Origin of the sequence: Streptomyces sp. NPDC090022 (genome assembly GCF_044748145.1) — a bacterium.
Lineage (GTDB): Bacteria > Actinomycetota > Actinomycetes > Streptomycetales > Streptomycetaceae > Streptomyces.
Genome location: NZ_JBIVFN010000002.1, coordinates 136925 through 162291, shown reverse-complemented (window position 1 = coordinate 162291; position 25367 = coordinate 136925). Strand labels below are relative to the sequence as shown.

Below are 25367 nucleotides of genomic sequence, written 5' to 3'. Positions count from 1 at the left end.
GTTTGTTCTCGGACGAGGCCTGCGTGGCGCAGGGCCTCATTTTGCGGTTTCGTCGGGCGGCCCGGGACGTCTCTGGTCCCGTCCCGCCCGCTCGCTCTCGATGAGCTCGTTCAGCCAGCGCACTTCGCGCTCCACGGATTCCATTCCGTGTCGCTGCAGCTCGAGCGTGTAGTCGTCGAGGCGCTCACGTGTACGGGCGAGCGAGGCGCGCATCTTCTCCAGGCGCTCCTCGAGCCTGCTGCGGCGGCCCTCCAGTACCCGCATCCGCACGTCTCGTTCGGTCTGGCCGAAGAAGGCGAAGCGGGCGGCGAAGGACTCGTCCTCCCAGGTGTCGGGCCCGGTGTGCGACAGGAGCTCCTCGAAGTGCTCCTTGCCCGCTGCCGTCAACCGGTAGACGATCTTGGCGCGGCGCCCTGCGAGTGAAGCGGCGAGAGCGTCCTCGGGGGCGTTGCCCGGCTCCTCGATCAACCAGCCGTTGGCGACGAGCGTCTTCAGGCAGGGATAGAGCGTTCCGTAACTGAACGCCCGGAACACCCCCAGCGAGGTGTTGAGCCGCTTGCGCAGCTCGTACCCGTGCATGGGGGATTCGCGGAGCAGGCCGAGGACGGCGAACTCGAGGATGCCGGAGCGTCTGCTCATCCGCCCTTTCCACCTCCGCCCCAGAGCTGTTTATGTCGAGCTGATGTATCGGCTCGATACATCCAGACGATAGAACGGGCCGACCGAACCGACAAGGCCCGACGTGGTGACCGGCGTCACATCACCGATTCGCAGCAGGCACGTTGCCTGATTTGGGGTGAACTTCGGCGGTGGGTGGGTTTTGAGCGTGCGTACTCTGTTCGCCATGACACCGGGGGGAACCGGAAGCCACCTGCCGCCGCCAGGTCACGCGCCTGCCTGAGGAGTAGTCGTTCGATGAGCGAGCACCGCCGCAAACCGCCGCAGTCGCCCGACGGCGGCCGCGCAGCGGCCCGCCGGGCCGCCCAGCTGCGCCCCGGCCGGGGCGCAGCGCCCGGACACGATGTCCCCACCGCTTCACCCAGCAGTTCCTACGGACCGCCCGGCGGGGGCCGCGCGGGAGCCCGTCGGGCCGCGCAGCGAGACGTCGCCGCAGGCCGGGGCCGTGGCGGAACCGGAACCGGAGCCGGCCGCCCGCGCAAGGGCCTGATCAACTACCCGCGTGCCGACCGGGACGGCTGGCGCCGCTTCGTGCCGTCGTGGAAGCTCGTCTGTGGCACGATGCTGGGCTTCTTCGCGATCATCACGGCCGGATCGGGCATCGGCATCGCGATGGTGGGCAAGCCCGACCCCCACAAGGCCGCCCAGGCCCAGAACAACGTCTTCTACTGGGCCAACGGCGAGCAGATGACCGCCACCGGTGGCACCACCAACCGGCAGATCGTCCCGCTCAGCGACATCCCGCAGTCGATGCAGAACGCCGTGATCGCGGCGGAGAACGAGTCCTTCGAGACCGACAGGGGCGTGGACCCGATGGGCATCGCCCGGGCCGTGGTCAACATGGCCAAGGGCGGCTCCACCCAGGGCGGCTCGACGATCACCCAGCAGTACGTCAAGAACACCTACCTCGGCTCCGAGCAGACGCTCAAGAGGAAGGTCACCGAGCTCTTCATCTCGATCAAGCTGGGTGTGAGCGAGGAGAAGTCGACGGTCCTGGCGGGCTACCTCAACACCGCCTACTACGGCCGTGACGCCTACGGGATCCAGGCCGCCTCCCGCGCGTACTTCGGCAAGGACTCCAAGGACCTCACGCCGTCCGAGGGGGCGTTCCTCGCGGCCGTCCTCAAGGGTCCCAACCTGTACAACCCGGACGGCGGCATCGGTGCCGCGGCCACCCCCAAGGACAACACCGAGCGGGCCATGAAGCGCTGGGCCTGGGTGCTGGACCGCGAGGTCGAGGTCGGCAGGATGGACCGGGCCGAGCGGGCCAAGTACACCGAGTTCCCCAAGCTCATCGACTCCGAGCAGGCCCGCTCCCTGGGCGGGCAGACCGGCTACCTGGTCGAGACGGCCAAGCAGTACGTCATGAAGACCAAGAACATCAGCGCCGAGGAGATGGCGCGCGGCGGCTACCGGATCACCACCACCTTCCAGAAGCCCAAGGTGGACGCGCTGGTCAAGGCGGTGGAGGACACCCGCAACGACTTCCTGGACGAGAAGGCCCGTCCCCAGTACGACACGTTCGTGCAGTTCGGCGCGGCGTCCGTCGACGTGAAGACCGGTGCGATCGTCGCCCTGTACGGCGGGCCCGGCTGGGACAAGAAGTACTTCAGCAACAACGCCAACACCCAGGGCGTCCCGGTCGGCTCGACCTGGAAGCCGTACGTGCTGGCCGCCGCGATGCAGTACGGCACCCAGAACTCCAAGGGCGAGGGCCTGTCGGTCGACAGCAAGTACAACGGCAACGACCTCACCGTCATCACCAACCGTGACGGAAAGCCACTGCGCGACGCGGCCGGCAAGCCGTTCCAGCAGAAGAACGAGAGCGACACCGCGTACGGCTACGTGACCCTCAACGAGGCGATGGAGAAGTCCATCAACACGCCGTTCGCGCAGCTCGTCTTCGACGTGGGCCACGACAAGGTCCGCCAGGTCGCCGAGTCCACCGGCATCCTCAAGGAGTCGATGAACCCCAACCCCGACGCGTCGTTCGCGCTGGGCACCTCCACCCCCAGCGCCATCCGTATGGCCGACTCCTACGCGACCTTCGCCGCCTCGGGTACCCACCACGAGCCGTTCTCCGTCACCAAGGTGCTCAAGAACGGCCAGGAGGTGCCCGGCTTCGAGCCGCCCAAGGCGCAGAAGGCCATGGACAACTCCATCGCCGACAACCTGACCAAGGTCCTGGAGAACGTCGTCCAGAACGGCACGGGCACCAAGGCGAAGAAGCTGGGCCGGCCGGCCGCCGGCAAGACCGGCACCACCGACGAGAACAAGTCGGCCTGGTTCGTCGGCTACACCCCGGAGCTCTCCACCGCCGTCACGCTCTTCCGCAGCGACCCCAATTCGCAGGACAAGAAGCTCATGTCCATGAACAACGTCGGCGGTGTCCCCTCCATCCACGGTGGCGACATCCCCGCCGAAATCTGGACGGAGTACATGAAGGAGGCCCTCAAGGGCACTCCGGTCAAGCGCTTCCCCGAGGCGGACCCCATCGGAGTGGTGGCCGACGCCATGGGCGCCCCGAAGCCCGCGCCGACGCCGACGATGACCCCGCCCCCGTCGACCTCGCCCTCCCCGTCGGCCACCCCGTCGACGAGCCCGTCCCCGTCCAAGGGCGGCAGGCCGTCCTGCAAGCCGTGGGACATGTACTGCGACCCGGGAACCGTGTCCGGGGGCGCCGACGGCGGCATGAACAACGGCGGGACGAGCGACGGGGGCGTGACCAACGGAGGCGTCAACAGCGGACCCTCCGGCGGTCCGTCGCCCTCGGGCACGAAGACGGGCCGACCTGGCAGGCCCGGCGGCACCATCTGGGGGAGCAGCGGCTGAGCCGGCCGTTCCCGTCCGGGGGCCGTCGCACTTCGGTGCGGCGGCCCTCGCCGTATCCACAGGCGGGTACGGCAGGATGAGCGCATGACGAAGGTGCACGAGGACCGTCCCGTACTGCCGACGCAGACGGACGAGGTCGCAGCGGCGGGCAGCCAGTTCCTGGGCGGTCCGCTGGGCCGCCACGCCCGGCTCGGCGGCCACTGGCTGGGTCCGGTCAGGGTCGTCGTCCTCGTCGCGATCGGCATGTTCGCCCTCGGCATGGTGCAGAAGCTGCCCTGCTACGACTGGGCGTGGTTCCGCGGCGCCGGCTCGCAGTACACCCACGCCTGCTACTCCGACATCCCGCACCTGTTCGTCGCCCGCGGCTTCTCCGAGAACCTCACGCCGTACTTCGACCGCATCCCCGGCGACATGCAGTACCTGGAGTACCCGGTCCTCACCGGGCTCTTCATGGAGATCGCCTCCTGGGTCACCCCCACCGGCGGCAGCATGCAGCACCGCGAGCAGATCTACTGGATGGTCAACGCGGGCATGCTGATGGCCTGCGCCGCGGTGATCGCCGTGTGCGTGGCCCGCACCCACCGCCGGCGCCCCTGGGACGGTCTGCTCTTCGCCCTGGCACCCGCCTTCGCGCTCACGGCGACCATCAACTGGGACCTCCTGGCGATCGCGCTGACGGCCGCCGCGATGCTCATGTGGTCCCGCGGCCGTGCCCTGGCCTTCGGCGTCCTCATCGGACTCGCCACCGCCGCCAAGCTCTATCCCGTCCTGCTGCTCGGACCGCTGTTCGTGCTGTGCTGGCGGGCCGGGAAGTGGCGCCCGTTCTGCCTCGCGGCGATCGGCGCCGCAGGCTCCTGGCTCGTGGTGAACCTGCCCGTGATGGTGGGGGCCTGGGAGGGGTGGAAGAAGTTCTACACCTTCAGCCAGGAGCGGCCCATCGACTTCGGCTCCGTGTGGCTGCTGATCTCGCAGCGCGCCGGGATCCCCCTGGACAACGCCAACACCTATGCCACGCTGCTGACCCTGCTGCTGTGCGCGGGCATCGGCCTGCTCGCCCTGACCGCCCCGCGCCGGCCCCGCTTCGCGCAGCTGGCCTTCCTGGTCGTCGCCGTCTTCATCCTGGCCAACAAGGTCTACTCGCCGCAGTACGTGCTGTGGCTGATCCCGCTGGTGGCGCTGGCGCGCCCGCGCTGGCGCGACGTCCTGATCTGGCAGGCGTGCGAGGTCGCGTACTTCCTCGGGATCTGGATGTACCTCGCCTACACGACCAGCGGGGACAAGCACCAGGGACTGCCCGTGGAGGGCTACCAGCTGGCGATCGCCGCGCATCTGCTGGGCACGCTCTACCTGTGCGTGGTGGTCGTGCGCGACATCCTGATGCCCGAGCGGGACGTCGTACGCCGCGACGGCGTCGACGACCCCTCCGGAGGCGTCCTGGACGGGGCCGAGGACGTCTTCAGCCTCACACACGCCACGAGGGCGCCGCAGTACGCGGCGCCCTCGCAGGGACAGCGGGTCGACTGGGGCTCGGAACCCAGGCTCTGAGCGCGCCGCTCAGGCGTCGAGCAGCCGGTCGAACTGGGTGGTGGTGTGCCGCAGGTGCGCCACCAGCTCGTCGCCCACCTTGGGCTCCTCGGCGTCCGAGGGCACGAACAGGATCGACACCTGCATGTGCGGCGGCTCGGCGAACCAGCGCTGCTTGCCCGCCCACACGAAGGGCGAAAGGTTCCGGTTGACGGTCGCCAGGCCGGCGCGCGCGACGCCCTTGGCGCGCGGCATCACGCCGTGCAGGGCCTTCGGGGCCTCCAGGCCCACCCCGTGCGAGGTACCGCCCGCGACCACGACCAGCCAGCCGTCGGAGGCGGCCTTCTGCTGGCGGTAGCCGAACCGGTCGCCCTTGGCCACCCGCGTGACGTCGAGCACCGAACCCCGGTACTCGGTCGCGTCGTGGTCGCCCAGCCACAGCCGGGTGCCGATCCGGGCCCGGAAGCGGGTCTGCGGGAACTGCTGCTGCAGCCGCATCAGGTCCTGGGACTTGAGGTGGCTGACGAACATGGTGTGCAGCGGCAGCCGGGCCGCGCGCAGCCGGTCCATCCAGCCGATGACCTCCTCGACGGCGTCCGAGCCGTCGGGGCGGTCCAGGGGCAGGTGCAGGGCGAAGCCCTCCAGCCGGACGTCCTCGATCGCCGCGTGGAGCAGCCCGAGGTCCTGCTCGGAGACGCCGTGGCGCTTCATCGAGCTCATGCACTCGATCACCACGCGCGCGCCGACCAGACCGCGGACCCCGTCCACCGAGGACACGGAGCGGATGACCCGGTCGGGCAGCGGCACCGGCTCCTCGCCCCGCCGGAACGGGGTGAGGACCAGCAGGTCGCCGCTGAACATGTCCTTGATGCGGGCGGCCTCGTACGTCGTGCCCACCGCCAGGATGTCGGCACCAAGCCGGGTCGCCTCCTCCGCGAGCCGCTCGTGGCCGAAGCCGTAGCCGTTGCCCTTGCAGACCGGGATCATGCCGGGGAACTGGTCGAGCACCTGCTTCTGGTGCGCACGCCAGCGCGCGGTGTCGACGTAGAGCGTGAGCGCCATGGCCCGTCCAGCACCTTTCTCGAAAACAGCGGGGTCAGTGATCAGCGGCGCGACATGTAGATGTCGAGCGCCTTGTGCAGCAGCTTGTTGAGCGGGAAGTCCCACTCGCCGACGTACTCGACGGCCTCGCCACCCGTGCCGACCTTGAACTGGATCAGGCCGAACAGGTGATCGTTCTCGTCCAGGGTGTCACTGATTCCGCGCAGGTCGTACACGCTCGCGCCGAGCGCGTACGCGTCGCGCAGCATCCGCCACTGCATCGCGTTGGACGGCCGCACCTCGCGCTTGTGGTTGGCCGAGGCACCGTAGGAGTACCAGACGTGCTGCCCGACGGTGATCATCGTGGCCGCAGCCAGCGGCTCGCCCTCGTGCTTGGCGATGTACAGCCGCATCCGGTTGGGGTCCTCGGAGTTGAGGGCCGTCCACTGGCGCTGGAAGTAGCTGAGCGGGCGCGGGCGGAACTTGTCGCGCACGGCCGTGACCTCGTAGAGGTCCTGCCACACCGGCAGGTCCTCGTAGCCGCCCTGGACGACCTCGACGCCGGCCTTCTCGGCCTTCTTGATGTTGCGGCGCCACAGCTGGTTGAAGCCCTTGAGGACGTCGTCCAGCGAGCGGTTGGCCAGCGGCACCTGGAAGACGTAGCGGGGCTGGACGTCGCCGAAGCCGGCGCCGCCGTCCTCGCCCTGCTGCCAGCCCATCCGGCGCAGCTTGTCCGACACCTCGAACGCGCGCGGCTCGATGTGCGAGGCCTCCACGTCGCGCAGGCGCCTGACCTCCGGGTCCTGGATGCCGGACTTGATGGCCGCCGCGTTCCAGCGGCGGATGACGACGGGCGGGCCCATCTTCACGGTGAAGGCGCCCTGGTGCTTCAGGTGCGCCAGCATCGGCTGGAGCCACTCCTCCAGATTGGGCGCGTACCAGTTGATGACCGGGCCCTCGGGCAGGTACGCGAGGTACCGCTTGACCTTGGGCAGCTGCCGGTACAACACGAGGGCGACGCCCACGAGTTCTCCGGATCCGTCGAACCAACCGAGGTTCTCGGAACGCCACTCGTTCTTCACGTCGGCCCACGCCGGGACCTGGCAGTGGCTCGCCGACGGCAGGCTCTGGAGGTATGCCAGATGCTGCTCTCGGCTAATGGTCCTCAGGGACAGGCTCATGCGGGGCGTCTCCTCCGGCGGCTTCGCTGGGTATGGCGCGAAGCCTACTGTGACAAGGGCGCCACCCATCTGGGGGACGGGTGGCGTCCTGTCGCGGAGGTACCCCGGTCAGCCCATCAAGCCGCCGAAGAGCCCGCCGTGGGCCATGCCGAGGTAGAACCCGAGGGAAGCGGCGCCGAGCCCAATGATCAAGGCGAATCGCTCGCGTGTCGTCACCGAGATGAACTGTCCGTAGAGCCCGGTGATGATCCCGATCAGGCCGGTCCAGGAGCTCAGCAGGTGCAGGTTGGGGAAGAAACCGGTGACGAACGCCACGGCGCCGAGCACCACGGTCACCGCCAGCAGGGCGTCCTGGAGCGGATGGGGCTTGCCGTCGGACGCCAGCAGAGAGATCTCGGGCTGGGGACGCATTGCCTGTGCCATGAGGGGCACCTCCCGGCGGAGAGAGACGTGTCGCGCAAGGCCACGCCTGGTTTCTCCCGGCATAGCACCACGCACACCCGATGTGTACAGATTGTGGCCCTTCACCGCCGGATTTCAACCGGAAGGACGGGAGCAGGTACTCTGTACGGTCTGCACAGGTGTCTGCTCTGACGCCGTGCACACGCATCACGACCCTCCTGCCACGGAACGACCGTGGCCGCTGAGTCCAAAGGAGGTGGGTTCCACATGCGTCACTACGAGGTGATGGTCATCCTCGACCCCGATCTCGAGGAGCGCGCTGTCTCCCCGCTGATCGAGAACTTCCTCTCCGTCGTCCGTGAGGGCAACGGAAAGGTGGAGAAGGTCGACACCTGGGGCCGTCGTCGTCTCGCTTACGAGATCAAGAAGAAGCCCGAGGGCATCTACTCGGTCATCGACCTGCAGGCCGAGCCTGCGGTCGTCAAGGAGCTCGACCGCCAGATGAACCTGAACGAGTCGGTCCTCCGGACCAAGGTCCTCCGTCCCGAGACCCACTGAACTCCGGTTCAGCGGTAATCGGGTCCGAGTAGCACAAGCAGCCCAGCAGCAATCCCCGCCGAGAGGTTCCATCCATGGCAGGCGAGACCGTCATCACGGTCGTCGGCAATCTCGTCGACGACCCCGAGCTGCGCTTCACCCCCTCGGGTGCGGCGGTCGCGAAGTTCCGTGTCGCGTCCACCCCCCGCACCTTCGACCGCCAGACCAATGAGTGGAAGGACGGCGAGAGCCTGTTCCTGACCTGCTCGGTGTGGCGTCAGGCGGCCGAGAACGTCGCCGAGTCCCTTCAGCGGGGCATGCGCGTCGTCGTGCAGGGCCGGCTGCGGCAGCGGTCCTACGAGGACCGTGAGGGTGTCAAGCGCACGGTCTTCGAGCTGGACGTCGAGGAAGTCGGCCCCAGCCTGCGCAACGCCACGGCCAAGGTCACCAAGACCACCGGTCGCGGCGGCCAGGGTGGCTACGGCGGCGGTGGCGGTCAGCAGGGCGGTGGCGGCAACTGGGGCGGAGCCCCCAGTGGCGGCGGCCAGCAGGGCGGCGGAGCTCCCTCCGACGACCCGTGGGCGTCCAGCGCACCGGCCGGCGGCCAGCAGCAGGGCGGAGGCGGCTGGGGTGGAAACTCCGGCGGCTCCGGCGGCGGCTACTCGGACGAGCCGCCCTTCTAGGGCAGCCCGTACCCAAACTTCTTGATCACACAGGAGAAACACCATGGCGAAGCCGCCTGTGCGCAAGCCTAAGAAGAAGGTCTGCGCGTTCTGCAAGGACAAGACCGCGTACGTGGACTACAAGGACACGAACATGCTGCGGAAGTTCATTTCCGACCGCGGCAAGATCCGTGCCCGCCGCGTCACCGGCAACTGCACGCAGCACCAGCGTGACGTCGCCACGGCCGTGAAGAACAGCCGTGAGATGGCGCTGCTGCCCTACACGTCCACCGCGCGCTAAGGAAAGGGTGACCGACTGATGAAGATCATCCTGACCCACGAGGTGTCCGGCCTCGGTACCGCCGGTGACGTCGTCGACGTCAAGGACGGCTACGCTCGCAACTACCTGGTCCCGCGCGGTTTCGCGATCCGCTGGACCAAGGGTGGCGAGAAGGACGTGGCGCAGATCCGCCGCGCCCGCAAGATCCACGAGATCGCGACCATCGAGCAGGCCAACGAGGTCAAGGCCAAGCTCGAGGGCACGAAGGTCCGTCTGGCCACCCGCTCGGGTGACGCAGGCCGTCTCTTCGGCTCCGTGACCCCGGCCGACATCGCCACGGCGATCGAGGCTTCCGGTGGCCCGAAGGTCGACAAGCGCCGCGTCGAGCTGGCGTCCCCGATCAAGACCCTCGGTTCGCACCAGGTCTCCGTGCGCCTGCACGCCGAGGTCGTCGCGAACGTGGGCGTCGAGGTCGTCGCCGCCTGAGCGGTTGCTCGCTGAGCGTATGAAGGGCCGCACCCTCCGGGGTGCGGCCCTTCATCGTGTTTCACGTGAAACCGGCGTTTCACGTGAAACATCGACCTCCGGGTACGACCGGTTCCTACCGGGTGGCTCCGGTGACCAGCCAGCGGCCCGACCGGGCCCGCAGCTGGAGGGTGACCATGCGGACGACCATCATCAGCGTCATCGCCCACCACAGAGCCGTCAGGCCGCCTCCCAGGGCCGGGACGAGCAGCGCGACCGGGGCGAACACCGCGAGCGTCACCAGCATCGCCCCGGCCAGGTAACGGCCGTCGCCGGCGCCCATGAGGACGCCGTCCAGGACGAAGACGATCCCGGAGACCGGCTGCGAGAGCGCGACCACCAGCAGGGCCGGCAGGAGTGCCGCCTCGACCGCCGGATCGCTGGTGAACAACGGGATGAACAGCGGACGGGAGACCGCCACCAGCAGGCCCAGTACGACACCCGACACGACGCCCCACTGCACCATGCGGCGGCAGACGGCCCTGGCGCCCTCGCTGTCCCCCGCCCCGAGGTAGCGCCCGATGATGGCCTGCCCGGCGATCGCGATGGCGTCCAGGGCGAAGGCGAGCAGACTCCACAGGGCCAGCAGGATCTGGTGCGCGGCGATGTCGGCATCGCCCAGCCGGGCGGCGACGGCCGTCGCGATCATCAGGACGGCGCGCAGCGACAGCGTGCGCACCAGCAGCGGTGCGCCGGCCTGGGCGCAGGCCCGGATCCCGGCGGCGTCGGGCCGCAGCGAGGCGTGGTGCTCGCGGGCGCCGCGGACGACCACGAGGAGATAGGCGGCGGCCATGGCGCACTGGGCGAGAACGGTGCCCCAGGCGGAGCCGGCGATGCCGAGGCCGGCGCCGTAGACCAGGCCGACGTTCAGGGCCGCGTTGAGGGCGAAGCCGCCGATGGCGACGTACAGCGGGGTGCGGGTGTCCTGGAGGCCGCGCAGGACGCCGGTGGCGGCCAGGACGACGAGCATGGCGGGGATTCCGAGGGCGGAGATGCGCAGGTAGGTCACCGCGTGCGGGGCGACGGTGTCGGAGGCTCCGAGAAGGGACACCAGCGCGGGGGTGGTGGGCAGGACGGCGGCGACGACGGCCGCGCCCAGCAGCAGGGCGAGCCATATGCCGTCCATGCCCTGGCGTATCGCCGCCCGCAGATCACCGGCGCCGACCCGCCGGGCGACGGCCGCGGTCGTGGCGTAGGCGAGGAAGACGAAGACGCTGACGGCGGTGGTCAGGAGGGCCGCCGCGACCCCGAGACCGGCCAGCTGGGGGGTCCCGAGGTGGCCCACGATGGCGCTGTCGGCCATCAGGAAGAGGGGCTCGGCGACGAGGGCGCCGAAGGCGGGGACCGCGAGGGAGAGGATCTCGCGGTCGTGCCGTCCCGGGGCAGCCTTCGGTGTCTTCGTGGCCTGTGTCATGCGCCCAATCTAATCTTCCACAGGTAATAGACGCAATCGCTTTTGAGTCCTTACGTGTGCGCTGACTTGGGCATTCCTTCCACCCGTGTGCGGACGATCTCGTGACAGCGGCCAAGATTTTTCCGCCGCACTGGCCGTGGAAGGAGAAAGGCCAGGTCAGGTGGGGTAACGGGGAGGGTCAGGTGATTTTGTCCACAGCGTCGTCCCCCGGTCCGTACACAGGCCGCGAGGACTTACCCACAGCATTGGGCGAGTCATCCACATCTCATCCACACAGCCTGTGGATAACAAGATTGGCTGACGTCGCCCGCGGCCCTACCGTTGTGCGTTGCCCGACGCGCCGCGTGCCGGTCCGGGCGTCCCACATGTCAGAGCCGTGTCGTAGAAAGACTGACACGGCGAGGTCCGCGTTGCGGACGGGAGGAGGCGGCCCGGTGAGCATTCCCGAGCCCTTGGACGACCCCTGGGCCGACAGCGGTCCCAGTGACCGTCTGCCCGTCTCCCGCCCCCGCCGAGGCGAGGGCCGCGGCCGCGGCGAGGAGCAGCACGAGCGGGGCCGCGAGGGCGGTTCCTGGGACGGCGGGGGCGGCGGCTTCGAGCGGGTCCCCCCGCAGGACCTGGACGCCGAGCAGTCCGTGCTCGGCGGCATGCTGCTGTCCAAGGACGCGATCGCCGACGTCGTCGAGGTCATCAAGGGGCACGACTTCTACCGCCCCTCCCACGAGACGATCTACCAGGCGATCCTGGACCTCTACGCCAAGGGCGAGCCGGCCGACCCGATCACGGTCGCCGCCGAGCTCACGAAGCGCGGTGAGATCACCAAGGTCGGCGGCGCCTCGTACCTGCACACGCTCGTGCAGTCGGTCCCGACGGCGGCCAACGCCGAGTACTACGCGGAGATCGTCCACGAGCGGGCCGTGCTGCGCCGTCTGGTGGCGGCCGGTACCAAGATCACGCAGATGGGATACGCGGGCGACGGCGACGTCGACGAGATCGTCAACAGCGCCCAGGCCGAGATCTACGCCGTCACCGAGCAGCGGACCTCCGAGGACTACCTGCCGCTGGGCGACATCATGGAGGGCGCGCTCGACGAGATCGAGGCCATCGGCTCCCGCAGCGGTCAGATGTCCGGCGTGCCGACCGGTTTCACGGACCTCGACTCGCTCACCAACGGTCTGCACCCCGGCCAGATGATCGTCATCGCGGCCCGTCCCGCCATGGGCAAGTCCACCCTCGCGCTGGACTTCGCCCGCGCCTGCTCCATCAAGAGCAACCTGCCGAGCGTCATCTTCTCCCTCGAAATGGGCCGCAACGAGATCGCGATGCGCCTGCTGTCGGCGGAGGCACGGGTGGCCCTGCACCACATGCGCTCCGGCACGATGACGGACGACGACTGGACGCGGCTGGCCCGCCGGATGCCGGACGTCTCCGCCGCCCCGCTGTACATCGACGACTCGCCCAACCTGTCGATGATGGAGATCCGCGCCAAGTGCCGCCGGCTCAAACAGCGCAACGACCTCCAGCTCGTCGTCATCGACTACCTCCAGCTGATGCAGTCCGGTGGCGCACGGCGCCCCGAGAGCCGTCAGCAGGAGGTCTCGGACATGTCCCGAAACCTCAAGCTGCTGGCGAAGGAGCTGGAGGTCCCGGTCATCGCGCTGTCGCAGCTGAACCGTGGTCCGGAACAGCGCACCGACAAGAAGCCGATGGTCTCCGACCTGCGTGAGTCGGGTTCCATCGAGCAGGACGCCGACATGGTCATCCTGTTGCACCGCGAGGACGCCTACGAGAAGGAGTCCCCGCGCGCGGGCGAGGCGGACCTGATCGTGGCCAAGCACCGTAACGGTCCCACCGCGACGATCACCGTGGCGTTCCAGGGCCACTATTCGCGCTTCGTGGACATGGCCAACACCTAGGCGCACCGGGTCCCGGCCGGCGTGTCCTACTTGGGTGCGGCGAAGAGAGGCGTGTCCTGTCGGCACGTTGCTCCGACCGGCGGGAGGGTGCCGTCGACGAGGTAGCGGCTCTCGTAGGCCTGGACGCAACTGCTCGGGTTGAGCAGGGCCGTGTGCCCGACCGCGTCATAGGTGAGCAGGCGGGCGTGGGCCAGTTCCTTGGCCATGGCCTGCGCGGCCGAGAGCGGAGTGGAGGGATCGTAGGTGTTCCCGACCACGAGGACGGGGTTCGCCGTCGGCTTGTTCCACGGGCCGCGGTAGCGGTCCTCTGCGTACGGCCAGAAGGCGCACCCCGCGGTGGCCCACACCCAGTGGCGTCCGGTATCGCCCGAACGGGCCGCGCCGGCCTCTGCGAGGGCGTGATACGCGTCGGGATCACGGGGGTTGGGGCTGTCGCCGCAGAAGACCGCAGTGCCCTGTTCCTCGCCCAGGTACGGATTCGGATGGCGGACCGGTGGTCCGGGCGGGAGAGGGGCCGGCTCGGGGGCGCGGCCCTGCCACAGGTCCTGCAGCCTGCCGGCGAGCTCGCCGGCCCTGGGGACGTAGAGGCTGCTCACCACGTCGGAGACCGTGGCGGCATAGGTCCAGGAGCCCACGGGATGCTTCCGCAGTCGCTGCAGCAGCTGGTCGAACTTGTCCCGGGTCGCCATCGGGCTGCCGGCGGAGAACGCGCAACGGGCGGTGGTGGCGTTCCCGCACCGGGTGAGGAATTGCTTCACGGTCGCTTCCGCGCTGCGGCCCGAGCCCAAGCGCTGCGGCGACGTGCTCCGGGCGTCGTCGGAGCCGTGGTTCGTCCAGGCTCGCGGGTCCCAATCGCCGTCGAGGACCATGGCGCGGACCGTGCCGGGGAAGAGATTGGCGTAGGTGGCGCCCAGCATCGTGCCGTAGGAGATCCCGTAGTAGGTGAGCTTCTTGTCGCCCACCGCCCGCCGGAGCTGCTCGAGGTCTCGAGCGGTGTCGCCGGTCGCCGTATGACGAAGGAGCTCGGGGTCTTTGCGCTCACAGCGGCGGGTCAGCTCCTTGTAGGCGGCGGAGTAGGCCTTTCGCTCCTTCTCGCCCACCGGGAAGCCCGCCGCTTTGCTCGCGTTCCACTCGGCGGCCTCCGCGGGACTGTCGAAGCAGTTCACCGCGGTGCTGTTGCCGATGCCGCGGGGGTCCCAGCTGACGATGTCGAACCGCTTCCGCACCTCGCGGGGGAAGTCCTCGTAGTTCTGTGGCATCTGGACCGTGCCGGGCCCGCCGGGTCCGCCGGGGTTGAAGAGCAGGGTGCCGATGCGCCGATCGGGGTCGGTCGCCTTCCGTCTGACCACTGCCAGCTCGATGGTGCGGCCATTCGGTTCGTCGTAGTCCAGCGGTACCTTCGCGGTCGCGCAGTCGTACGGGCTGCCCTTTGCGCAGGGTTCCCAGTCCAGGTTCGGGGCCGGCACCGAGGGTGTGGGACCTCCGGCCGCGGCGCGGTCGGACCCGGTCAGAGCGGTCGAGCAGGTCATCAGCGCGGCGATGACGGCGACACCAACCCGACGGCCCGCTCTCGGTCCGGCTATGTGCATCGCTTTCCCTTTCGCAGCTGAGCGCGCCGTCCCTCGCTGGAAGTCAGGACGGATTCGCGTCCATGGCACCGTGGCCCGGCCAGGCTGTGCGAGCTGACGGAGGCCACTCGGGTGAACTGTCGCCGCGTCCTCGACGGCGCCCCGGCCGCCGCCGTGCCGACGGACGCTCAGCGCCTCGTCTCGTACCGGGTCAGGATCACGCCGCAGGGAAGGGTCCGCGTCTCCATCAGGTTCAGGTTCACCCAGTTGTCCAGGGCGGTGAAGAGGAGAACACCACCTTGGCCATGTCCCGCCAGCGGCGCGCGAACTCGATCTCCGCCGGGGTGGCATCGGGCCGCTGGTCGCCGGTCGGCCAGTAGGAGCTCATCGTCTGCCACAGCTTGCGCCCGTACAGGGACAGGTCGGTCACCTGCAACTGGTCGGACCAGAACTGGAACAGCTCGTCGCTCGGCACGCTCCAGCCGATGTCGTCGCCGGGCGCGGCGATGTAGCCGTCCAGGCTCAGGTTCATGCCGTAGATCAGTTTCCGCATGGCAGCAGCATTCCGTGAGTCGGCCGCCCGCGTACGGCTTCGAGGGCGTGTCCAAAGGGGCACAACGCACAGCACATCACCACGTGCAGATCCGAGGCCGCGAGGGCGGGTTCGGGGCTTTCCACATCGCGGCAGTCGGCGGATCAGGGGCGGGGCCCGCGGGGCGTGAGAGTCTGCGGGCATGACTGACTTGCCTGAAGAGCTCGTTCTGTTCCCCTCCACCCGGCGGGCCCTGCTGCACCGCATCGCCGTCGCGCAGGCCGAAGGACGGGCGCCGTCGGTCGCCGCCGCCGTGGCGCGCGGCGGGGAGATCGTCTGGGAAGGTTCCCGTACCTCCGTGGCGGGCCACGGGCCGGACGGGAACGTGCAGTACCGGATCGGGTCGATCAGCAAGACGTTCACGGCGGTGCTGGTCCTGCGACTGCGGGACGAGGGGCTGCTGGACCTCGGTGATCCGCTGGAGAAGCATCTGCCGGGCACGGCAGCCGGCGAGGTGACCATCGCTCAGCTGCTCGCGCACACGGGCGGGCTGGCGGCCGAGACGCCCGGTGAGTGGTGGGAGCGCACCCCCGGTGAGCTGCGGGCCGAGCTCGGCGAGGTGCTGGGGAGCGAGCCGTTCCGGCATGCCCCGGGCCGCCGGCACCACTACTCCAACCCCGGCTACACCCTGCTGGGCTCGCTGGTGGAGGCGGTCCGGGGCAAGCCGTGGGAGGAGGTGCTGAGGGCCGAGGTGCTCGAGCCGCTGGGACTGGAGCGCACCACGGCGCAGCCGAGTCAGCCGCACGCGGGCGGCTGGGCGGTGCACCCGTGGGCGGACGTGATGATGCCGGAGCCGCTGGAGGACCTGGGGCTGATGGCTCCCGCCGGACAGCTGTGGTCCACCACACGTGACTTGGCGCGGTTCGCGATGTTCCTGGCCCGTGGGGACGCGCGGGTGCTGAGCGCGGAGTCGGTGCGGGAGATGCGTACGGCGGCCTCCCCGCCGGAGCCCGGGATCGCCGAATGGGGGTACGGGCTGGGCATGCAGCTGCTGGACGCGGGCGGCCGGCGGCTGGCCGGGCACAGCGGCTCCCTGCCGGGGTTCGTGGCGGGTCTGTGGCTGAGTGAGGCGGACGACGTGGCGGCCGTGGTGCTGGCCAACTGCACCTCGGGGCTGGCGGCATCGGGGCTGGCGGTGGATCTGGTGGGGATCGTGGCCGAGGCGGAGCCGCGGATCCCGGAGCCGTGGCGGCCGTTCCGCGAGGCGGATCCGGTGGAACTGGACGTGGTGGGCCCCTGGTACTGGGGGACCTCGCCGTTTGCGCTGCGGCTGACGGCGGACGGGGTGCTGGAGCTGAGCCCGGTGGGTGCGACGGGCCGGGCAGCCCGGTTCCGCGCGGCTTCCGACGGCACCTGGACGGGGCTGTCGGGCTACTACGCGGGCGAGACGCTGCGGGCGGTGCGGCGGGCCGACGGTGCGGTCAGTCACCTGGATCTGGGTTCGTTCGTCTTCACGCGGCTGCCCTACGACGCCGACGCCCCCGTGCCCGGCGGCGTGGACCCGCAGGGCTGGCGCGGCATCGGCTGACGGAGGGCCCGGTGTGATCCGGTCGCGACCGCTCAGACCGCGAGTTCGCGTTCCAAGGGGGTGCGGAAGCGCGGGGTGACGCGGGCGTCGCCGATCCACCGGGCCAGGCGGGCGGCCTCGGTGGTGACGGCCCGCTCGGCCTCGGCGCCGGCATCGCCCAGCAGGCGCCAGACGATCTCGCCGTCGGCACGCTGGGCCCAGCCTCCGATGATCCGGCCGTTCCACCACACGGTGGGGCCGATGTTGCCCGCGTAGTCGAAGAGCGCCGCCCGGTGGGCGGGGTCGAGGTGGAAGCCGCGGTCGGCCCAGCCCATGGCGCTGGGGTCCAGCCCGGGCAGGAGCGCGGCCCAGGGCTCGGGGGCGGGCACGGGAGCGGTGTCGCCGGGAGCGACCAGGGCGAGGCTGCCGTCGTCGAGCCGGACCTCCTCCGGGCCGATGGCGGCCAGCGCCCTGCGGGTCTCGGTGAGGGTCCAGCCGGTCCACCACTTGAGGTCGGCCTCGGTGGCCGGTCCGTACGCCCGGAGCCAGTGCAGGGCGAGTGCTGTGCGGGCCTCGGGGGCGGGCAGCGCCGGCCAGGGCCGGCTGTGGGTCCAGCGGAACTGGCTGGAGGTCCAGGATCCCCGGGGACGGTCGCGGCGGATGAGGCCGTCGGCGGCGAGCAGCCGGATCACCCGCGTGGCCACGCCCTGGACGGTCTCGTACTTCTTGCCGGGAGAGACGGTGATCTTCTGGCGCAGGGCCGGGACGGCAGCGGAGATCTGGGCGCCGGTGGAGGGACCACGGGCGTCGAGAGCGGCGAGCGTGGCCGCTTCCGCTTCGGCGAGCCAGGCCGCGTCGAGTCCCTGTCCGTCCTCGCGCAGGTGGGCGAGGAGGGTGCGGCGCTCCTTGGCGGCGATGGCGCGGGCGGTGGAGGAGGCCACGCAGGGCGCCAGCGCGGTGGACACGGCGAACAGGGTGTTGCGCATGCTCAGCATCCGGACGACGGACACGTCCTCGTAGAAGGCCTTCTCGACGGCCTCGACCCCCGTGCCGCCGCCCGTGGCCGTGCCGGTCTCGGCCAGCCGGGCCCGGACCGAGAGGAAGACGGTGGCGGCGTCGGTGGCGTGCAGGGCGACCACGGCATCGGCCGCCTCGGCCACGGTGGTGGCGCGGGCCGAGGGGGCGAGCCGGTGACGTACGCCGAGCCGGTCACGGCGCTCGGCGGTGGTGATCCGGGGACGGCTGCTGCTCATCCCCGGATCGTAGGACGTCGCGGTGCCAGGGGCTCAGAGCGCGAGCTTGAACCCGACATGGGAGGCGACGAAGCCGAGCCGCTCGTAGAAGCGGTGGGCATCGGTGCGGGTGACGTCGGAGGTCAGCTGGACCAGTTGGCAGCCCTCCGCCCGGGAGGTGGCGATCGCCCACTCCATGAACACGGTGCCCAGCCCGCTGCCGCGCTCGTCGGCGTGGATCCGGACGCCCTCGACGATGGAACGGGTGGCGCCCTTGCGGGACAGGCCCGGGACGAGGGTGAGCTGGAGGGTGCCCACGACACGGCCGGCGCGGACGGCGACGACCAGGCGCTGGTGGGGATCCTCGGTGATCCGCTTCAAGGCGGTGCGGTACGGGGCGAGGTCCTCCGGCGACTCCCGGGTGGCCCCCAGGGGGTCGTCGGCGAGCATCGCCACGATGGCGGGGAGGTCGGCCTCGGTGGCGGGCCGGATCTCCAGGCCGTCGGCCAGGGTGGTGTCGTTCACGGGGATGGTGTCCTTTCCTCAGCCCGCGGCCACGGTCAGCGGGGCCCAGCGGCGGCTCCAGTCACCGGGCAGGTCCGGCAAGGAGCGGATCATCACGTCGTTGAAGGCGACCGACGCCAGACCGCGGGCCTTGAGCCAGGTGATCAGCTCCTCGTGGCGCACGTCGATGTCGGTGCGCAACGGGCGGTCGGTGCCCGCGGCGAGAGCGGTGACCAGGGCCTGCGCGGTCGCGGTGTCCCGGGCGACCAGGGGACCGACGACATGGGTCGTCAGGTTGGGCCAGGCGGCCGCGTATCCGATGAGCTCGTCCTCGCGGTGCTTGCCGCTCCCGGTGCTCGCCGTACTCCCGGCGCCTGCGGTGCTCCCGGCGCCTGCGGTGCTCTCGGCGACAAGGATGCGGTCGGCGAAGGCGGGCAGCCGCGTGATCATGTGGGTGCGGTCGGCGCCGAACACCTCGGCGTCCAGCCGCAGGATCCGCGAGAGGTCCTCCGCGCCGGCCCGCCGGACCCGGACGGCGGAGCCCGGCTCCCCGGCCGGGTCGGGCCGGAACTCACCTGAGAGCATTTCGGCGCGTCCGACGGTCTCGAAGCCGAGCTGCTCGTACAGCGGGCGGCCGAAGGGAGTGGCGTGCAGGGTGAGCGGGACGCCCTGGAGGACTCCGTCGCAGACATGGGTCATCAGGCGGCGGCCCAGGCCCTGGCGTGCGTAGCGGTCGGCGACCAGGACCATGCCGATGGCCGCGAGATCCGGCTTCTCCGCGCTCATGCCGTAGCGGGTGACGACACAGGCGGCGGCAAGGCCCGCTCCGTCGGGGGCGTCGATGCCGTACCCGGTGCCGGCCGCGAGCAGCAGTCCCCACTTGTGTTCCTCGCGGGGCCAGCCGCGGTCCGCGGAGAGGTCGGCGCAGCGCGTGAGGTCGCCCACGGTCAGAGGGCGGATCAGCAGGTCGGTGAGCTGTGGTGGTGTCACGCGCCCAGAGTGGATCATCGGCACGGGCGCGTCCAGGGGAATAGGAGACAAAGGCGCACTTCACGGCCCCGGATGAAGATGTTTCACGTGAAACCAGCCACTGTTTCACGTGAAACCAGCCGCCCTTTCCTGTGGAACACGCTGTTTCACGTGAAACAGACCGGCTAGCCTCGACTCCCATGACCCGCCTCCACCTCTTCGATCTCGACGGCACGCTGATGTACGGATCTGCGGCGCCGGTGGAGATTTCCCGGCAGCTCGGTCTGAGCACCGAGATTGCCGAACTGGAGCGGGCGTTCAGCACACGGAAGATCGGGCCGCCGGAGTTCGCGGTGGGTCTGCACGCGATGTGGACGGGCCTGACCCAGGCCCATGTCCGGGCGGCCTTCGACGGTGCCCCGTGGGTGGCGGGGATCCGCGAGGTGTGGCGGGAGATCCGCGAGCGCGGGGAATACTGCGCCGTGATCTCGCTGTCGCCGTCGTTCTTCGTGGAGCTGCTGCTGGAATGGGGCGCGCACGCCGCGCACGGTTCGGTCTTCCCCGAGGTGCCCTTCACCCGGCCCGTGGACGTGACGGGCATCCTGACCCCGGAAGGCAAGGTCACGGTGGCCGACCGACTGTGCGAGCGGTTCGGGGTGAGCCGGTCCGACTGTGTCGCTTACGGGGACTCGATGACCGACGCCGTGCTGTTCGACGTGGTCCCGGTATCGGTGGCGGTCAACGCCCGCCCGTATCTGGCGACCCGCGCCACCCACGCCTATGAGGGCCGCGATCTGCGGGAGGCATACCAGCTCGTCGGGGCGTCACGCCCGGGAGTTGAGACATCTTAAGGGGAAAGTGGGTTCGAAGCGCGGAATTTCCGCATTCCCCGGCATGCCTCTCCCCGAGGCTGGCATGCTGCGAAGCTCCGGAACCACGGATTCAAGGCCGTGGCGTGTGAGACCCCGACCGAGATGCTCGAAGCGAGGCACCGCATGGACGCTCCGCCCACCAGTTCGGCGAGACGGAAGGTGGCCCGGATATCCCCCGCGGGCAAGTCGGCCGCACCACCTTCCCCGGATGCCGTGCTCATCCGCCGGACCCTTGCCGAAATCGGCCCCATCGCAGACAAAGTCACCTCCTATTTCTACGCCCTGGTGTTCACGCGGCACCCGGAGGTGCGTTCGCTCTTCCCGGCCGCGATGGACATGCAGCGCGACCGGTTGCTCAAGGCGCTGCTGATGGCCGCCGAGCACATCGACGATCCCGAGGTCCTCGGCCCCTACCTGCGCCGGCTGGGCACGGGCCACCGCAAATACGGCACCGTCCCCCAGCACTACCCGGTGGTCGGCGAGGCGCTGATCGGGGCGCTGGCCCGGTACGCGGAGCACAGCTGGGGCCCGGAGACGGAAGCCGCGTGGGTGCGGGCGTACACCTCGATCTCCCAGATCATGATCGACGCCGCGGCGGAGGACGAGCTGAGCTCCCCGGCGTGGTGGCAGGCGGAGGTGGTCTCCCACGAGCTGCGGACCGCGGACATAGCCGTGCTCACCGTCCGCCCCGACCAGCCGTACGCCTTCCTGGCGGGCCAGTACGCGAGCCTGGAGACCCCGTGGTGGCCACGGGTGTGGCGGCACTACTCCTTCGCGTCGGCGCCGCGCCCCGACGGGCTGCTGTCCTTCCACGTGAAGGCCGTCCCGGCGGGCTGGGTCTCCAACGCGCTGGTGCGCCACGCCCGCCCCGGCGACGTCCTGCGGCTGGGCCCGCCCGCCGGGTCGATGGTGGTCGACCACAGCACCGACAACGGCATGCTGTGCCTGGCCGGGGGCACCGGTATCGCGCCCATCAAGGCGCTGATCGAGGACGTCGCCGAGCACGGGGAGCGGCGCCCGGTGGAGGTGTTCTTCGGGGCGCGCAGCGACAGCGGTCTCTACGACAAGGACACGCTCCTGGGGCTGCAGCGTTCGCACCCCTGGCTGTCGGTGCGCCCGGTGGTCGGTGACGGTCTGGCCGGCCAGCTGCCGCAGGCCATCGGTGAGCACGGCCCCTGGAACTCGTACGACGCGTACATCTCGGGACCGCCCGGGATGATCCGCAGCGGTGTGGACGCCCTGAAGCGGATCGGGATCCCCGAGGGGCGGATCCGGCACGACGCGCTGGAGGAGCTGGCGGGCGTCGCCGGCTGAGACCGGTCCCGCCCGCCGGGAGTCCCGGCGCCCGCGGACTCAGCCCAGGTCGGGCGCGTGCATCGCGCGGACGCCTTCGATGTTGCCGTCGAGATAGTGCCGCAGCGACAGTGGGACCAGGTGGACGGCGGCGATGCCGACACGGCTGAAGGGCACCCGGACGATCTCGTACTCGCCCTCGGGGTGCTCGACCTCGGGGCCGTGCCGGAGGCTGGTGTCCATCGATTCGAGCCGGCAGACGAAGAAGTGCTGCACCTTCACGCCCGTCACCCCGCCGTCGGCGATGTGCTCGACGGTGTCGACGAAGCAGGGCACCACATCAACGATCTTCGCGCCGAGTTCCTCATGGACCTCGCGGTGGAGGGCGTCGACGACGGTGGCGTCCGAGGCCTCCACTCCCCCGCCGGGGGTGAGCCAGTACGGGTCGACGCCGGGCTTGGTGCGTTTGATCAGGATCAGGTCGTCACCGTCGAGCAGGATCGCGCGGGCGGTGCGTTTGACCACGGGACGTTCGGTCATGGGGAAAGAGTGGCCCAGTCCCGCGCTTCTGAAACGCGTCGGCGACTACCAGAGCGCGGCCGCCCGCAGCAGCCGGTCGTGTGCGCGGCCGAGGTGCGCGAGGGCGAGGCTTCCGGTGCGTACGGCCAGGAACCAGGTCCGCAGCGGCGGTACCTGCGGCTCCAGCAGGGCGACCACCCGCCCGTCGGCCAGGGCGTCCTGGCACAGGTACCGGGGCAGGACGGCGAACCCGGCACCCGCCCCGACGCACTCCAGCACGGCCCGCAGGTCGGGCACGACGACGGTGGCCGCGGCCGTGGGCCGGGTGTCGAAGACGGCGTTCCAGTAGCGGCTGACCAGCGGCAGGGACTCGTGGACCTCGACCACCGGGATGCCGTCGAGGGCGGCCGGCCCCTTGCCCCGCAGCACCCCCGGATCGACGAGCGCCGCCCAGTAGGGCGCGGCGACGAGGACGTGCTCCTCGTCGCACAGGGCGGTGGCCGTGAAGAGCCCGCCGCGCGGGCGGGCGGTGGTGACGACCAGGTCGTGGTGGCCGGCCGCGAGCCCTTCCAGGCAGTCCTCGGCATCGGCGACCAGCGAGGTGCGCAGGGTCTGGCCCTGACCGACCAGGGGGGCCAGCGCGGGCAGCACCCGCAGGCACAGGAATTCGGGAGGTCCCGCCACGTGCAGGGTGCGCGAGTGCCCGGCCGCCTCCCGCTCGGTCTCGGCGATCTGCAGCAGGGCGTCGAGGTGCGGGGCGGCCTTGTGGGCCAGCTCGTCTCCGACGGCGGTCGGGGTCACCCCCCGCGCCCGGCGGTGGAACAGCGGGCGTCCGATCTGGCGTTCGAGGGAGCGGATCTGGGAGGTGACGGCGGGCTGGGACAGCCCGAGCAGCGCGGCGGCCCTCGTGAAAGAGCCGGCCCGGTGCACCGCGACGAAGGTGCGCAGCAGGGCCAGGTCCATGGCCTCCCCTCCCCGGTGAGGCCCTCAACTATAAATATGTCGATAGGTCCCTGTCGTTACCGTGATTGGACTCTGACAGAGAGTCAATTAGCCTTGTCCGCGTGGTTCTTCACCCATGGAACCCGGGGCGGTCCGAGCCACTAGGGGGGAGGCTCGGACCGTCTGCTCAGGAGTCCGCCGAGGCTCCGGCCAGGGCGATGTCCAGGGCGGCGAGCACATCCGCGACCAGGTCCTCGGTGTCCTCGACCCCGGCGGAGAACCGGATGAAGCCCTCCGGCACCGCGTCCCCGCCCCACCGGCCGCGCCGTTCCGCCGTGGAGCGCACTCCACCGAAACTCGTGGCGTCCTCGACCAGCCGCAGAGCACGCATGAACCGTTCCGCGTGCGCCTTGTCGGGCAGCGTGAAGGAGACCACCGACCCGTAGCCCCACATCTGCCGGGCTGCGTTCTTGTGGGAGGGGTCGTCCGGCAGCCCCGGGTGGCGCAGACCGCGCACCTCCGCCCGCGCGGTCAGCGCCTCGGCGAGTGCCGAAGCGTTGGCCCACTGCCGGTTCGTGCGCAGGCTCAGGGTCGCCAGCGAGCGGTGCGCGAGCCAGGCCTCCATGGGTCCTGGGATGGCACCGACGATCTTGCGCCACGCACGCACGCCCGCGGCGAGCTCCGGGTCGCGGCACACGACGTATCCGAGCAGTACGTCGCCGTGGCCGGTCAGGCCCTTGGTCCCGCTGGCGACGGAGAAGTCCGCGCCGAGCTCCAGCGGTCGCTGCCCGAGCGGGGTGGCGAGCGTGTTGTCGACGGCGACCAGGGCGCCGGTGGCGTGCGCCGCGTCGGCCAGCCGCCGTACGTCGCACACGTCGAGCCCGGGGTTGGACGGGGTCTCGATCCACAGCAGCCGTGCCCCGTCGAGCACGTCGAGCTGGGCGTCACCGGCGGTCGCCGCCGTGCGGACCTCCACCCCGTACGCCCGGAGCTGCTCGTGCACCAGGGGCAGCGCCTGGTAGCCGTCGTCGGGCAGGACGACGGTGTCCCCGGCCCGCACCCGGGAGAGCAGGACGGCGGAGACCGCCGCCATGCCGGAGGCGAAGACGACCGCCTCGGCGGACGCGTCGCCGGGCGCCTCCAGTTCGGCGATGGCCCGCTCCAGCAGGGTCCAGGTGGGGTTCGTGTCGCGGCCGTAGGTGTACGGGCCCTCGACGTCACCGGGCAGGTGGAAGTGCGCGGCGAAGACCGGTCCCGGCAGGGGCGGTTCGTTCTTGACGGGCTCGGGCAGCCCGGCGCGCACCACCCGGGTGCCGTCGCCGAGCGGTCGCGCGGCCGGGTCCGGGTGTGCCGGGTCCGGGTCTGCCGGGTCCGGGTGTGCCGGGTCCGTACGCATCGCGTCCGCGCGCTCGGGGCCGGTGCTCATGCCGCACACTCCGCGACCGCCGCGCGCACGGCCGCCAGCAGCCCGGGACCGGCGGCCTCGACCAGTTCCAGGCACTCCTCGAAGCCGTCCAGGGAGCCGTAATACGGATCCGGTACGTCCATCTCCCCTTCCGCCGCGGCCGGGTCGTACGAGCGCAGCAGGCGCACCTTGGCCGCGTCCTCGGCGGTCGGGGCGAGCCGGCGCAGATCGCGCAGGTGCCCGGCGTCGAGCGCGATGACGAGGTCGAGGCGGGCGAACCAGTCCGCCCGGAACTGCCGGGCCCGGTGGTCCTGCGCGTACCCGGCGTCCGCGAGGACGGAGACCGTGCGCGGGTCGGCGCCGTCCCCCTCGTGCCAGCCGCCGGTGCCCGCGCTGTCCACCTCGACGAGGTGGTCCAGGCCGGCCTCGGCCACCTGGGCCCGGAAGACGGATTCGGCCATCGGCGAGCGGCAGATGTTGCCGGTACAGACGAAGCACACGCGGTACATGGGACTCCTGTTCGGTCCTTCTTCGGCTCTGTCGGGCCCTGTTCAGCCCCGGGACGCTTCCGCGTCGGCCCCGCTTCAGTCCCTGTCGAGGACCAGGTTCGCCGCCCAGGAGACGATGGAGATGATCAGGGCGCCGACGACGGCGGTCCAGAAGCCCTCCACGTGGAAGTCGAGGCCGACCTTTCCGGACACCCACGAGGTCAGCAGCAGCATCAAGGCGTTCACGACCAGCGTGAACAGCCCGAGGGTGAGGATGAACAATGGCAGCGACAGCAGCTTCACGATCGGCTTGACGATGCTGTTGACCAGCCCGAAGACCACCGCCACCAGCAACAGGGTGAGTGTCTTCCCGCCGTTGGTGGGGCTGGTGAGCTGGATGTCGTCGATCAGGAACCAGGCCACGGCCAGGGCCACCGCGTTGGCGATCGTCTTAATTACGAAGGTCATGGGACCGATCGTTGCA

General features: G+C 70.4%; 24 protein-coding genes and 1 pseudogene. 10 read left to right on the top strand and 15 right to left on the bottom strand.

Translation table 11 applies throughout. From position 1 onward, the window contains the following. Window positions 1-36: 36 nt before the first annotated feature. Entirely contained in the window at window positions 37-639 is a 603-nt protein-coding gene (locus ACIPXB_RS05205; RefSeq protein WP_045945391.1) for a PadR family transcriptional regulator, read from the bottom strand. A gap of 276 nt (window positions 640-915) precedes the next feature. On the opposite strand from ACIPXB_RS05205, the gene ACIPXB_RS05200 reads away from it, so the two are divergent. Together ACIPXB_RS05200 and ACIPXB_RS05195 are read left to right on the top strand one after the other, a co-directional pair. Further along, the gene (locus ACIPXB_RS05200) at window positions 916-3510 is read left to right on the top strand and encodes a transglycosylase domain-containing protein (protein ID WP_401444759.1); all 2595 of its coding nucleotides are present in this window, start codon (window positions 916-918) and stop codon (window positions 3508-3510) included. An 84-nt stretch (window positions 3511-3594) separates the two neighbouring features. After that, on the top strand, window positions 3595-5055 hold the full coding sequence (locus ACIPXB_RS05195) for a glycosyltransferase family 87 protein (protein ID WP_401444756.1): 1461 nt from the start codon (window positions 3595-3597) through the stop codon (window positions 5053-5055). Between the two features lie 9 nt (window positions 5056-5064). On the opposite strand, the gene ACIPXB_RS05190 is transcribed toward ACIPXB_RS05195, so the two are convergent. From ACIPXB_RS05190 to ACIPXB_RS05180, 3 genes are all read right to left on the bottom strand, one after another. Next, complete coding sequence (locus ACIPXB_RS05190) at window positions 5065-6096, bottom strand: alanine racemase (protein ID WP_401444753.1); 1032 nt, start codon at window positions 6094-6096, stop codon at window positions 5065-5067. A gap of 41 nt (window positions 6097-6137) precedes the next feature. Next, window positions 6138-7256, bottom strand: coding sequence for a lipid II:glycine glycyltransferase FemX (locus ACIPXB_RS05185; RefSeq protein WP_401444751.1), 1119 nt, complete (start codon window positions 7254-7256; stop codon window positions 6138-6140). A gap of 108 nt (window positions 7257-7364) precedes the next feature. Further along, window positions 7365-7679: a hypothetical protein gene (locus tag ACIPXB_RS05180; protein ID WP_401444748.1), complete on the bottom strand. Its 315-nt coding sequence runs from the start codon at window positions 7677-7679 to the stop codon at window positions 7365-7367. 246 nt (window positions 7680-7925) lie between these two features. Between ACIPXB_RS05180 and rpsF the strand changes: the two genes are divergently transcribed. The 4 genes from rpsF (at window position 7926) to rplI (ending at window position 9623) form a co-directional block, all read left to right on the top strand. After that, window positions 7926-8216 carry a 30S ribosomal protein S6 gene (rpsF, locus tag ACIPXB_RS05175; RefSeq protein ID WP_004950685.1) on the top strand — a complete coding sequence of 97 codons (291 nt, stop codon included), beginning with the start codon at window positions 7926-7928 and terminating at the stop codon, window positions 8214-8216. Window positions 8217-8290: 74 nt separating this feature from the next. After that, a complete protein-coding gene (locus ACIPXB_RS05170) occupies window positions 8291-8878 on the top strand; it encodes a single-stranded DNA-binding protein (RefSeq protein ID WP_401444746.1) in 588 nt (195 codons plus the stop codon). A gap of 43 nt (window positions 8879-8921) precedes the next feature. Next, entirely contained in the window at window positions 8922-9158 is a 237-nt protein-coding gene (rpsR, locus tag ACIPXB_RS05165; protein WP_005315025.1) for a 30S ribosomal protein S18, read from the top strand. Window positions 9159-9176: 18 nt separating this feature from the next. Beyond that, window positions 9177-9623 carry a 50S ribosomal protein L9 gene (gene rplI, locus ACIPXB_RS05160; RefSeq protein ID WP_401444744.1) on the top strand — a complete coding sequence of 149 codons (447 nt, stop codon included), beginning with the start codon at window positions 9177-9179 and terminating at the stop codon, window positions 9621-9623. Window positions 9624-9738: 115 nt separating this feature from the next. On the opposite strand, the gene ACIPXB_RS05155 is transcribed toward rplI, so the two are convergent. Then, window positions 9739-11076, bottom strand: coding sequence for an MATE family efflux transporter (locus ACIPXB_RS05155; RefSeq protein ID WP_401444742.1), 1338 nt, complete (start codon window positions 11074-11076; stop codon window positions 9739-9741). Window positions 11077-11510: 434 nt separating this feature from the next. Between ACIPXB_RS05155 and dnaB the strand changes: the two genes are divergently transcribed. Further along, window positions 11511-12992, top strand: coding sequence for a replicative DNA helicase (gene dnaB, locus ACIPXB_RS05150; protein ID WP_401444741.1), 1482 nt, complete (start codon window positions 11511-11513; stop codon window positions 12990-12992). 26 nt (window positions 12993-13018) lie between these two features. Here the strand turns inward: dnaB and ACIPXB_RS05145 are convergent, their stop codons facing one another. After that, the gene (locus tag ACIPXB_RS05145; protein ID WP_401444738.1) at window positions 13019-14521 is read right to left on the bottom strand and encodes an alpha/beta hydrolase; all 1503 of its coding nucleotides are present in this window, start codon (window positions 14519-14521) and stop codon (window positions 13019-13021) included. A gap of 227 nt (window positions 14522-14748) precedes the next feature. After that, window positions 14749-15113, bottom strand: a pseudogene (locus ACIPXB_RS05140) (dihydrofolate reductase family protein). 181 nt (window positions 15114-15294) lie between these two features. Here ACIPXB_RS05140 and ACIPXB_RS05135 point away from each other — a divergent pair. After that, window positions 15295-16680 (top strand): serine hydrolase domain-containing protein, encoded by a 1386-nt coding sequence (locus ACIPXB_RS05135; protein ID WP_401444735.1) that lies wholly within the window; start codon window positions 15295-15297, stop codon window positions 16678-16680. Window positions 16681-16712: 32 nt separating this feature from the next. On the opposite strand, the gene ACIPXB_RS05130 is transcribed toward ACIPXB_RS05135, so the two are convergent. From ACIPXB_RS05130 to ACIPXB_RS05120, 3 genes are read right to left on the bottom strand one after another with little or no spacing between them, the layout of a single operon-like run. Then, window positions 16713-17912, bottom strand: a complete 1200-nt coding sequence (locus ACIPXB_RS05130) for a winged helix DNA-binding domain-containing protein (RefSeq protein WP_401444733.1) — start codon at window positions 17910-17912, stop codon at window positions 16713-16715. 33 nt (window positions 17913-17945) lie between these two features. After that, window positions 17946-18416 (bottom strand): GNAT family N-acetyltransferase, encoded by a 471-nt coding sequence (locus ACIPXB_RS05125; RefSeq protein WP_401444731.1) that lies wholly within the window; start codon window positions 18414-18416, stop codon window positions 17946-17948. A gap of 18 nt (window positions 18417-18434) precedes the next feature. Continuing rightward, entirely contained in the window at window positions 18435-19385 is a 951-nt protein-coding gene (locus ACIPXB_RS05120) for a GNAT family N-acetyltransferase (RefSeq protein WP_401444728.1), read from the bottom strand. A 179-nt stretch (window positions 19386-19564) separates the two neighbouring features. Here ACIPXB_RS05120 and ACIPXB_RS05115 point away from each other — a divergent pair, with 179 nt between their 5' ends. After that, complete coding sequence (locus tag ACIPXB_RS05115; protein WP_401444726.1) at window positions 19565-20215, top strand: HAD family hydrolase; 651 nt, start codon at window positions 19565-19567, stop codon at window positions 20213-20215. Window positions 20216-20248: 33 nt separating this feature from the next. Then, window positions 20249-21550, top strand: coding sequence for a globin domain-containing protein (locus ACIPXB_RS05110; RefSeq protein WP_401445814.1), 1302 nt, complete (start codon window positions 20249-20251; stop codon window positions 21548-21550). 39 nt (window positions 21551-21589) lie between these two features. Here ACIPXB_RS05110 and ACIPXB_RS05105 read toward each other — a convergent pair whose 3' ends face one another. The 5 genes from ACIPXB_RS05105 to ACIPXB_RS05085 form a co-directional block, all read right to left on the bottom strand. Beyond that, entirely contained in the window at window positions 21590-22069 is a 480-nt protein-coding gene (locus tag ACIPXB_RS05105) for an NUDIX domain-containing protein (RefSeq protein ID WP_401444723.1), read from the bottom strand. A 45-nt stretch (window positions 22070-22114) separates the two neighbouring features. Further along, a complete protein-coding gene (locus tag ACIPXB_RS05100; RefSeq protein ID WP_401444721.1) occupies window positions 22115-23011 on the bottom strand; it encodes a LysR family transcriptional regulator in 897 nt (298 codons plus the stop codon). A 166-nt stretch (window positions 23012-23177) separates the two neighbouring features. Then, entirely contained in the window at window positions 23178-24386 is a 1209-nt protein-coding gene (locus tag ACIPXB_RS05095) for a cystathionine gamma-lyase (protein WP_401445811.1), read from the bottom strand. A gap of 26 nt (window positions 24387-24412) precedes the next feature. Further along, entirely contained in the window at window positions 24413-24904 is a 492-nt protein-coding gene (locus ACIPXB_RS05090; protein WP_401444719.1) for a low molecular weight protein-tyrosine-phosphatase, read from the bottom strand. 75 nt (window positions 24905-24979) lie between these two features. Then, window positions 24980-25351: a phage holin family protein gene (locus ACIPXB_RS05085; protein WP_401444717.1), complete on the bottom strand. Its 372-nt coding sequence runs from the start codon at window positions 25349-25351 to the stop codon at window positions 24980-24982. Between the last annotated feature and the right edge of the window lie 16 nt (window positions 25352-25367).

What these genes read in the sequence shown, in the direction of transcription:
- ACIPXB_RS05200 (WP_401444759.1), top strand. Translation starts at nt 916, where the DNA reads ATGAGCGAGCACCGCCGCAAACCGCCGCAGTCGCCCGACGGCGGCCGC.
- ACIPXB_RS05170 (WP_401444746.1), top strand. Translation starts at nt 8,291, where the DNA reads ATGGCAGGCGAGACCGTCATCACGGTCGTCGGCAATCTCGTCGACGAC.
- ACIPXB_RS05085 (WP_401444717.1), bottom strand. Translation starts at nt 25,351, where the DNA reads ATGACCTTCGTAATTAAGACGATCGCCAACGCGGTGGCCCTGGCCGTG.
- ACIPXB_RS05155 (WP_401444742.1), bottom strand. Translation starts at nt 11,076, where the DNA reads ATGACACAGGCCACGAAGACACCGAAGGCTGCCCCGGGACGGCACGAC.
- rpsF (WP_004950685.1), top strand. Translation starts at nt 7,926, where the DNA reads ATGCGTCACTACGAGGTGATGGTCATCCTCGACCCCGATCTCGAGGAG.
- rpsR (WP_005315025.1), top strand. Translation starts at nt 8,922, where the DNA reads ATGGCGAAGCCGCCTGTGCGCAAGCCTAAGAAGAAGGTCTGCGCGTTC.
- ACIPXB_RS05195 (WP_401444756.1), top strand. Translation starts at nt 3,595, where the DNA reads ATGACGAAGGTGCACGAGGACCGTCCCGTACTGCCGACGCAGACGGAC.
- ACIPXB_RS05205 (WP_045945391.1), bottom strand. Translation starts at nt 639, where the DNA reads ATGAGCAGACGCTCCGGCATCCTCGAGTTCGCCGTCCTCGGCCTGCTC.
- ACIPXB_RS05090 (WP_401444719.1), bottom strand. Translation starts at nt 24,904, where the DNA reads ATGTACCGCGTGTGCTTCGTCTGTACCGGCAACATCTGCCGCTCGCCG.
- ACIPXB_RS05115 (WP_401444726.1), top strand. Translation starts at nt 19,565, where the DNA reads ATGACCCGCCTCCACCTCTTCGATCTCGACGGCACGCTGATGTACGGA.
- ACIPXB_RS05130 (WP_401444733.1), bottom strand. Translation starts at nt 17,912, where the DNA reads ATGAGCAGCAGCCGTCCCCGGATCACCACCGCCGAGCGCCGTGACCGG.
- ACIPXB_RS05135 (WP_401444735.1), top strand. Translation starts at nt 15,295, where the DNA reads ATGACTGACTTGCCTGAAGAGCTCGTTCTGTTCCCCTCCACCCGGCGG.
- ACIPXB_RS05095 (WP_401445811.1), bottom strand. Translation starts at nt 24,386, where the DNA reads ATGCGTACGGACCCGGCACACCCGGACCCGGCAGACCCGGACCCGGCA.
- ACIPXB_RS05185 (WP_401444751.1), bottom strand. Translation starts at nt 7,256, where the DNA reads ATGAGCCTGTCCCTGAGGACCATTAGCCGAGAGCAGCATCTGGCATAC.
- ACIPXB_RS05180 (WP_401444748.1), bottom strand. Translation starts at nt 7,679, where the DNA reads ATGGCACAGGCAATGCGTCCCCAGCCCGAGATCTCTCTGCTGGCGTCC.
- ACIPXB_RS05190 (WP_401444753.1), bottom strand. Translation starts at nt 6,096, where the DNA reads ATGGCGCTCACGCTCTACGTCGACACCGCGCGCTGGCGTGCGCACCAG.
- ACIPXB_RS05105 (WP_401444723.1), bottom strand. Translation starts at nt 22,069, where the DNA reads ATGACCGAACGTCCCGTGGTCAAACGCACCGCCCGCGCGATCCTGCTC.
- ACIPXB_RS05145 (WP_401444738.1), bottom strand. Translation starts at nt 14,521, where the DNA reads ATGACCTGCTCGACCGCTCTGACCGGGTCCGACCGCGCCGCGGCCGGA.
- rplI (WP_401444744.1), top strand. Translation starts at nt 9,177, where the DNA reads ATGAAGATCATCCTGACCCACGAGGTGTCCGGCCTCGGTACCGCCGGT.
- ACIPXB_RS05100 (WP_401444721.1), bottom strand. Translation starts at nt 23,011, where the DNA reads ATGGACCTGGCCCTGCTGCGCACCTTCGTCGCGGTGCACCGGGCCGGC.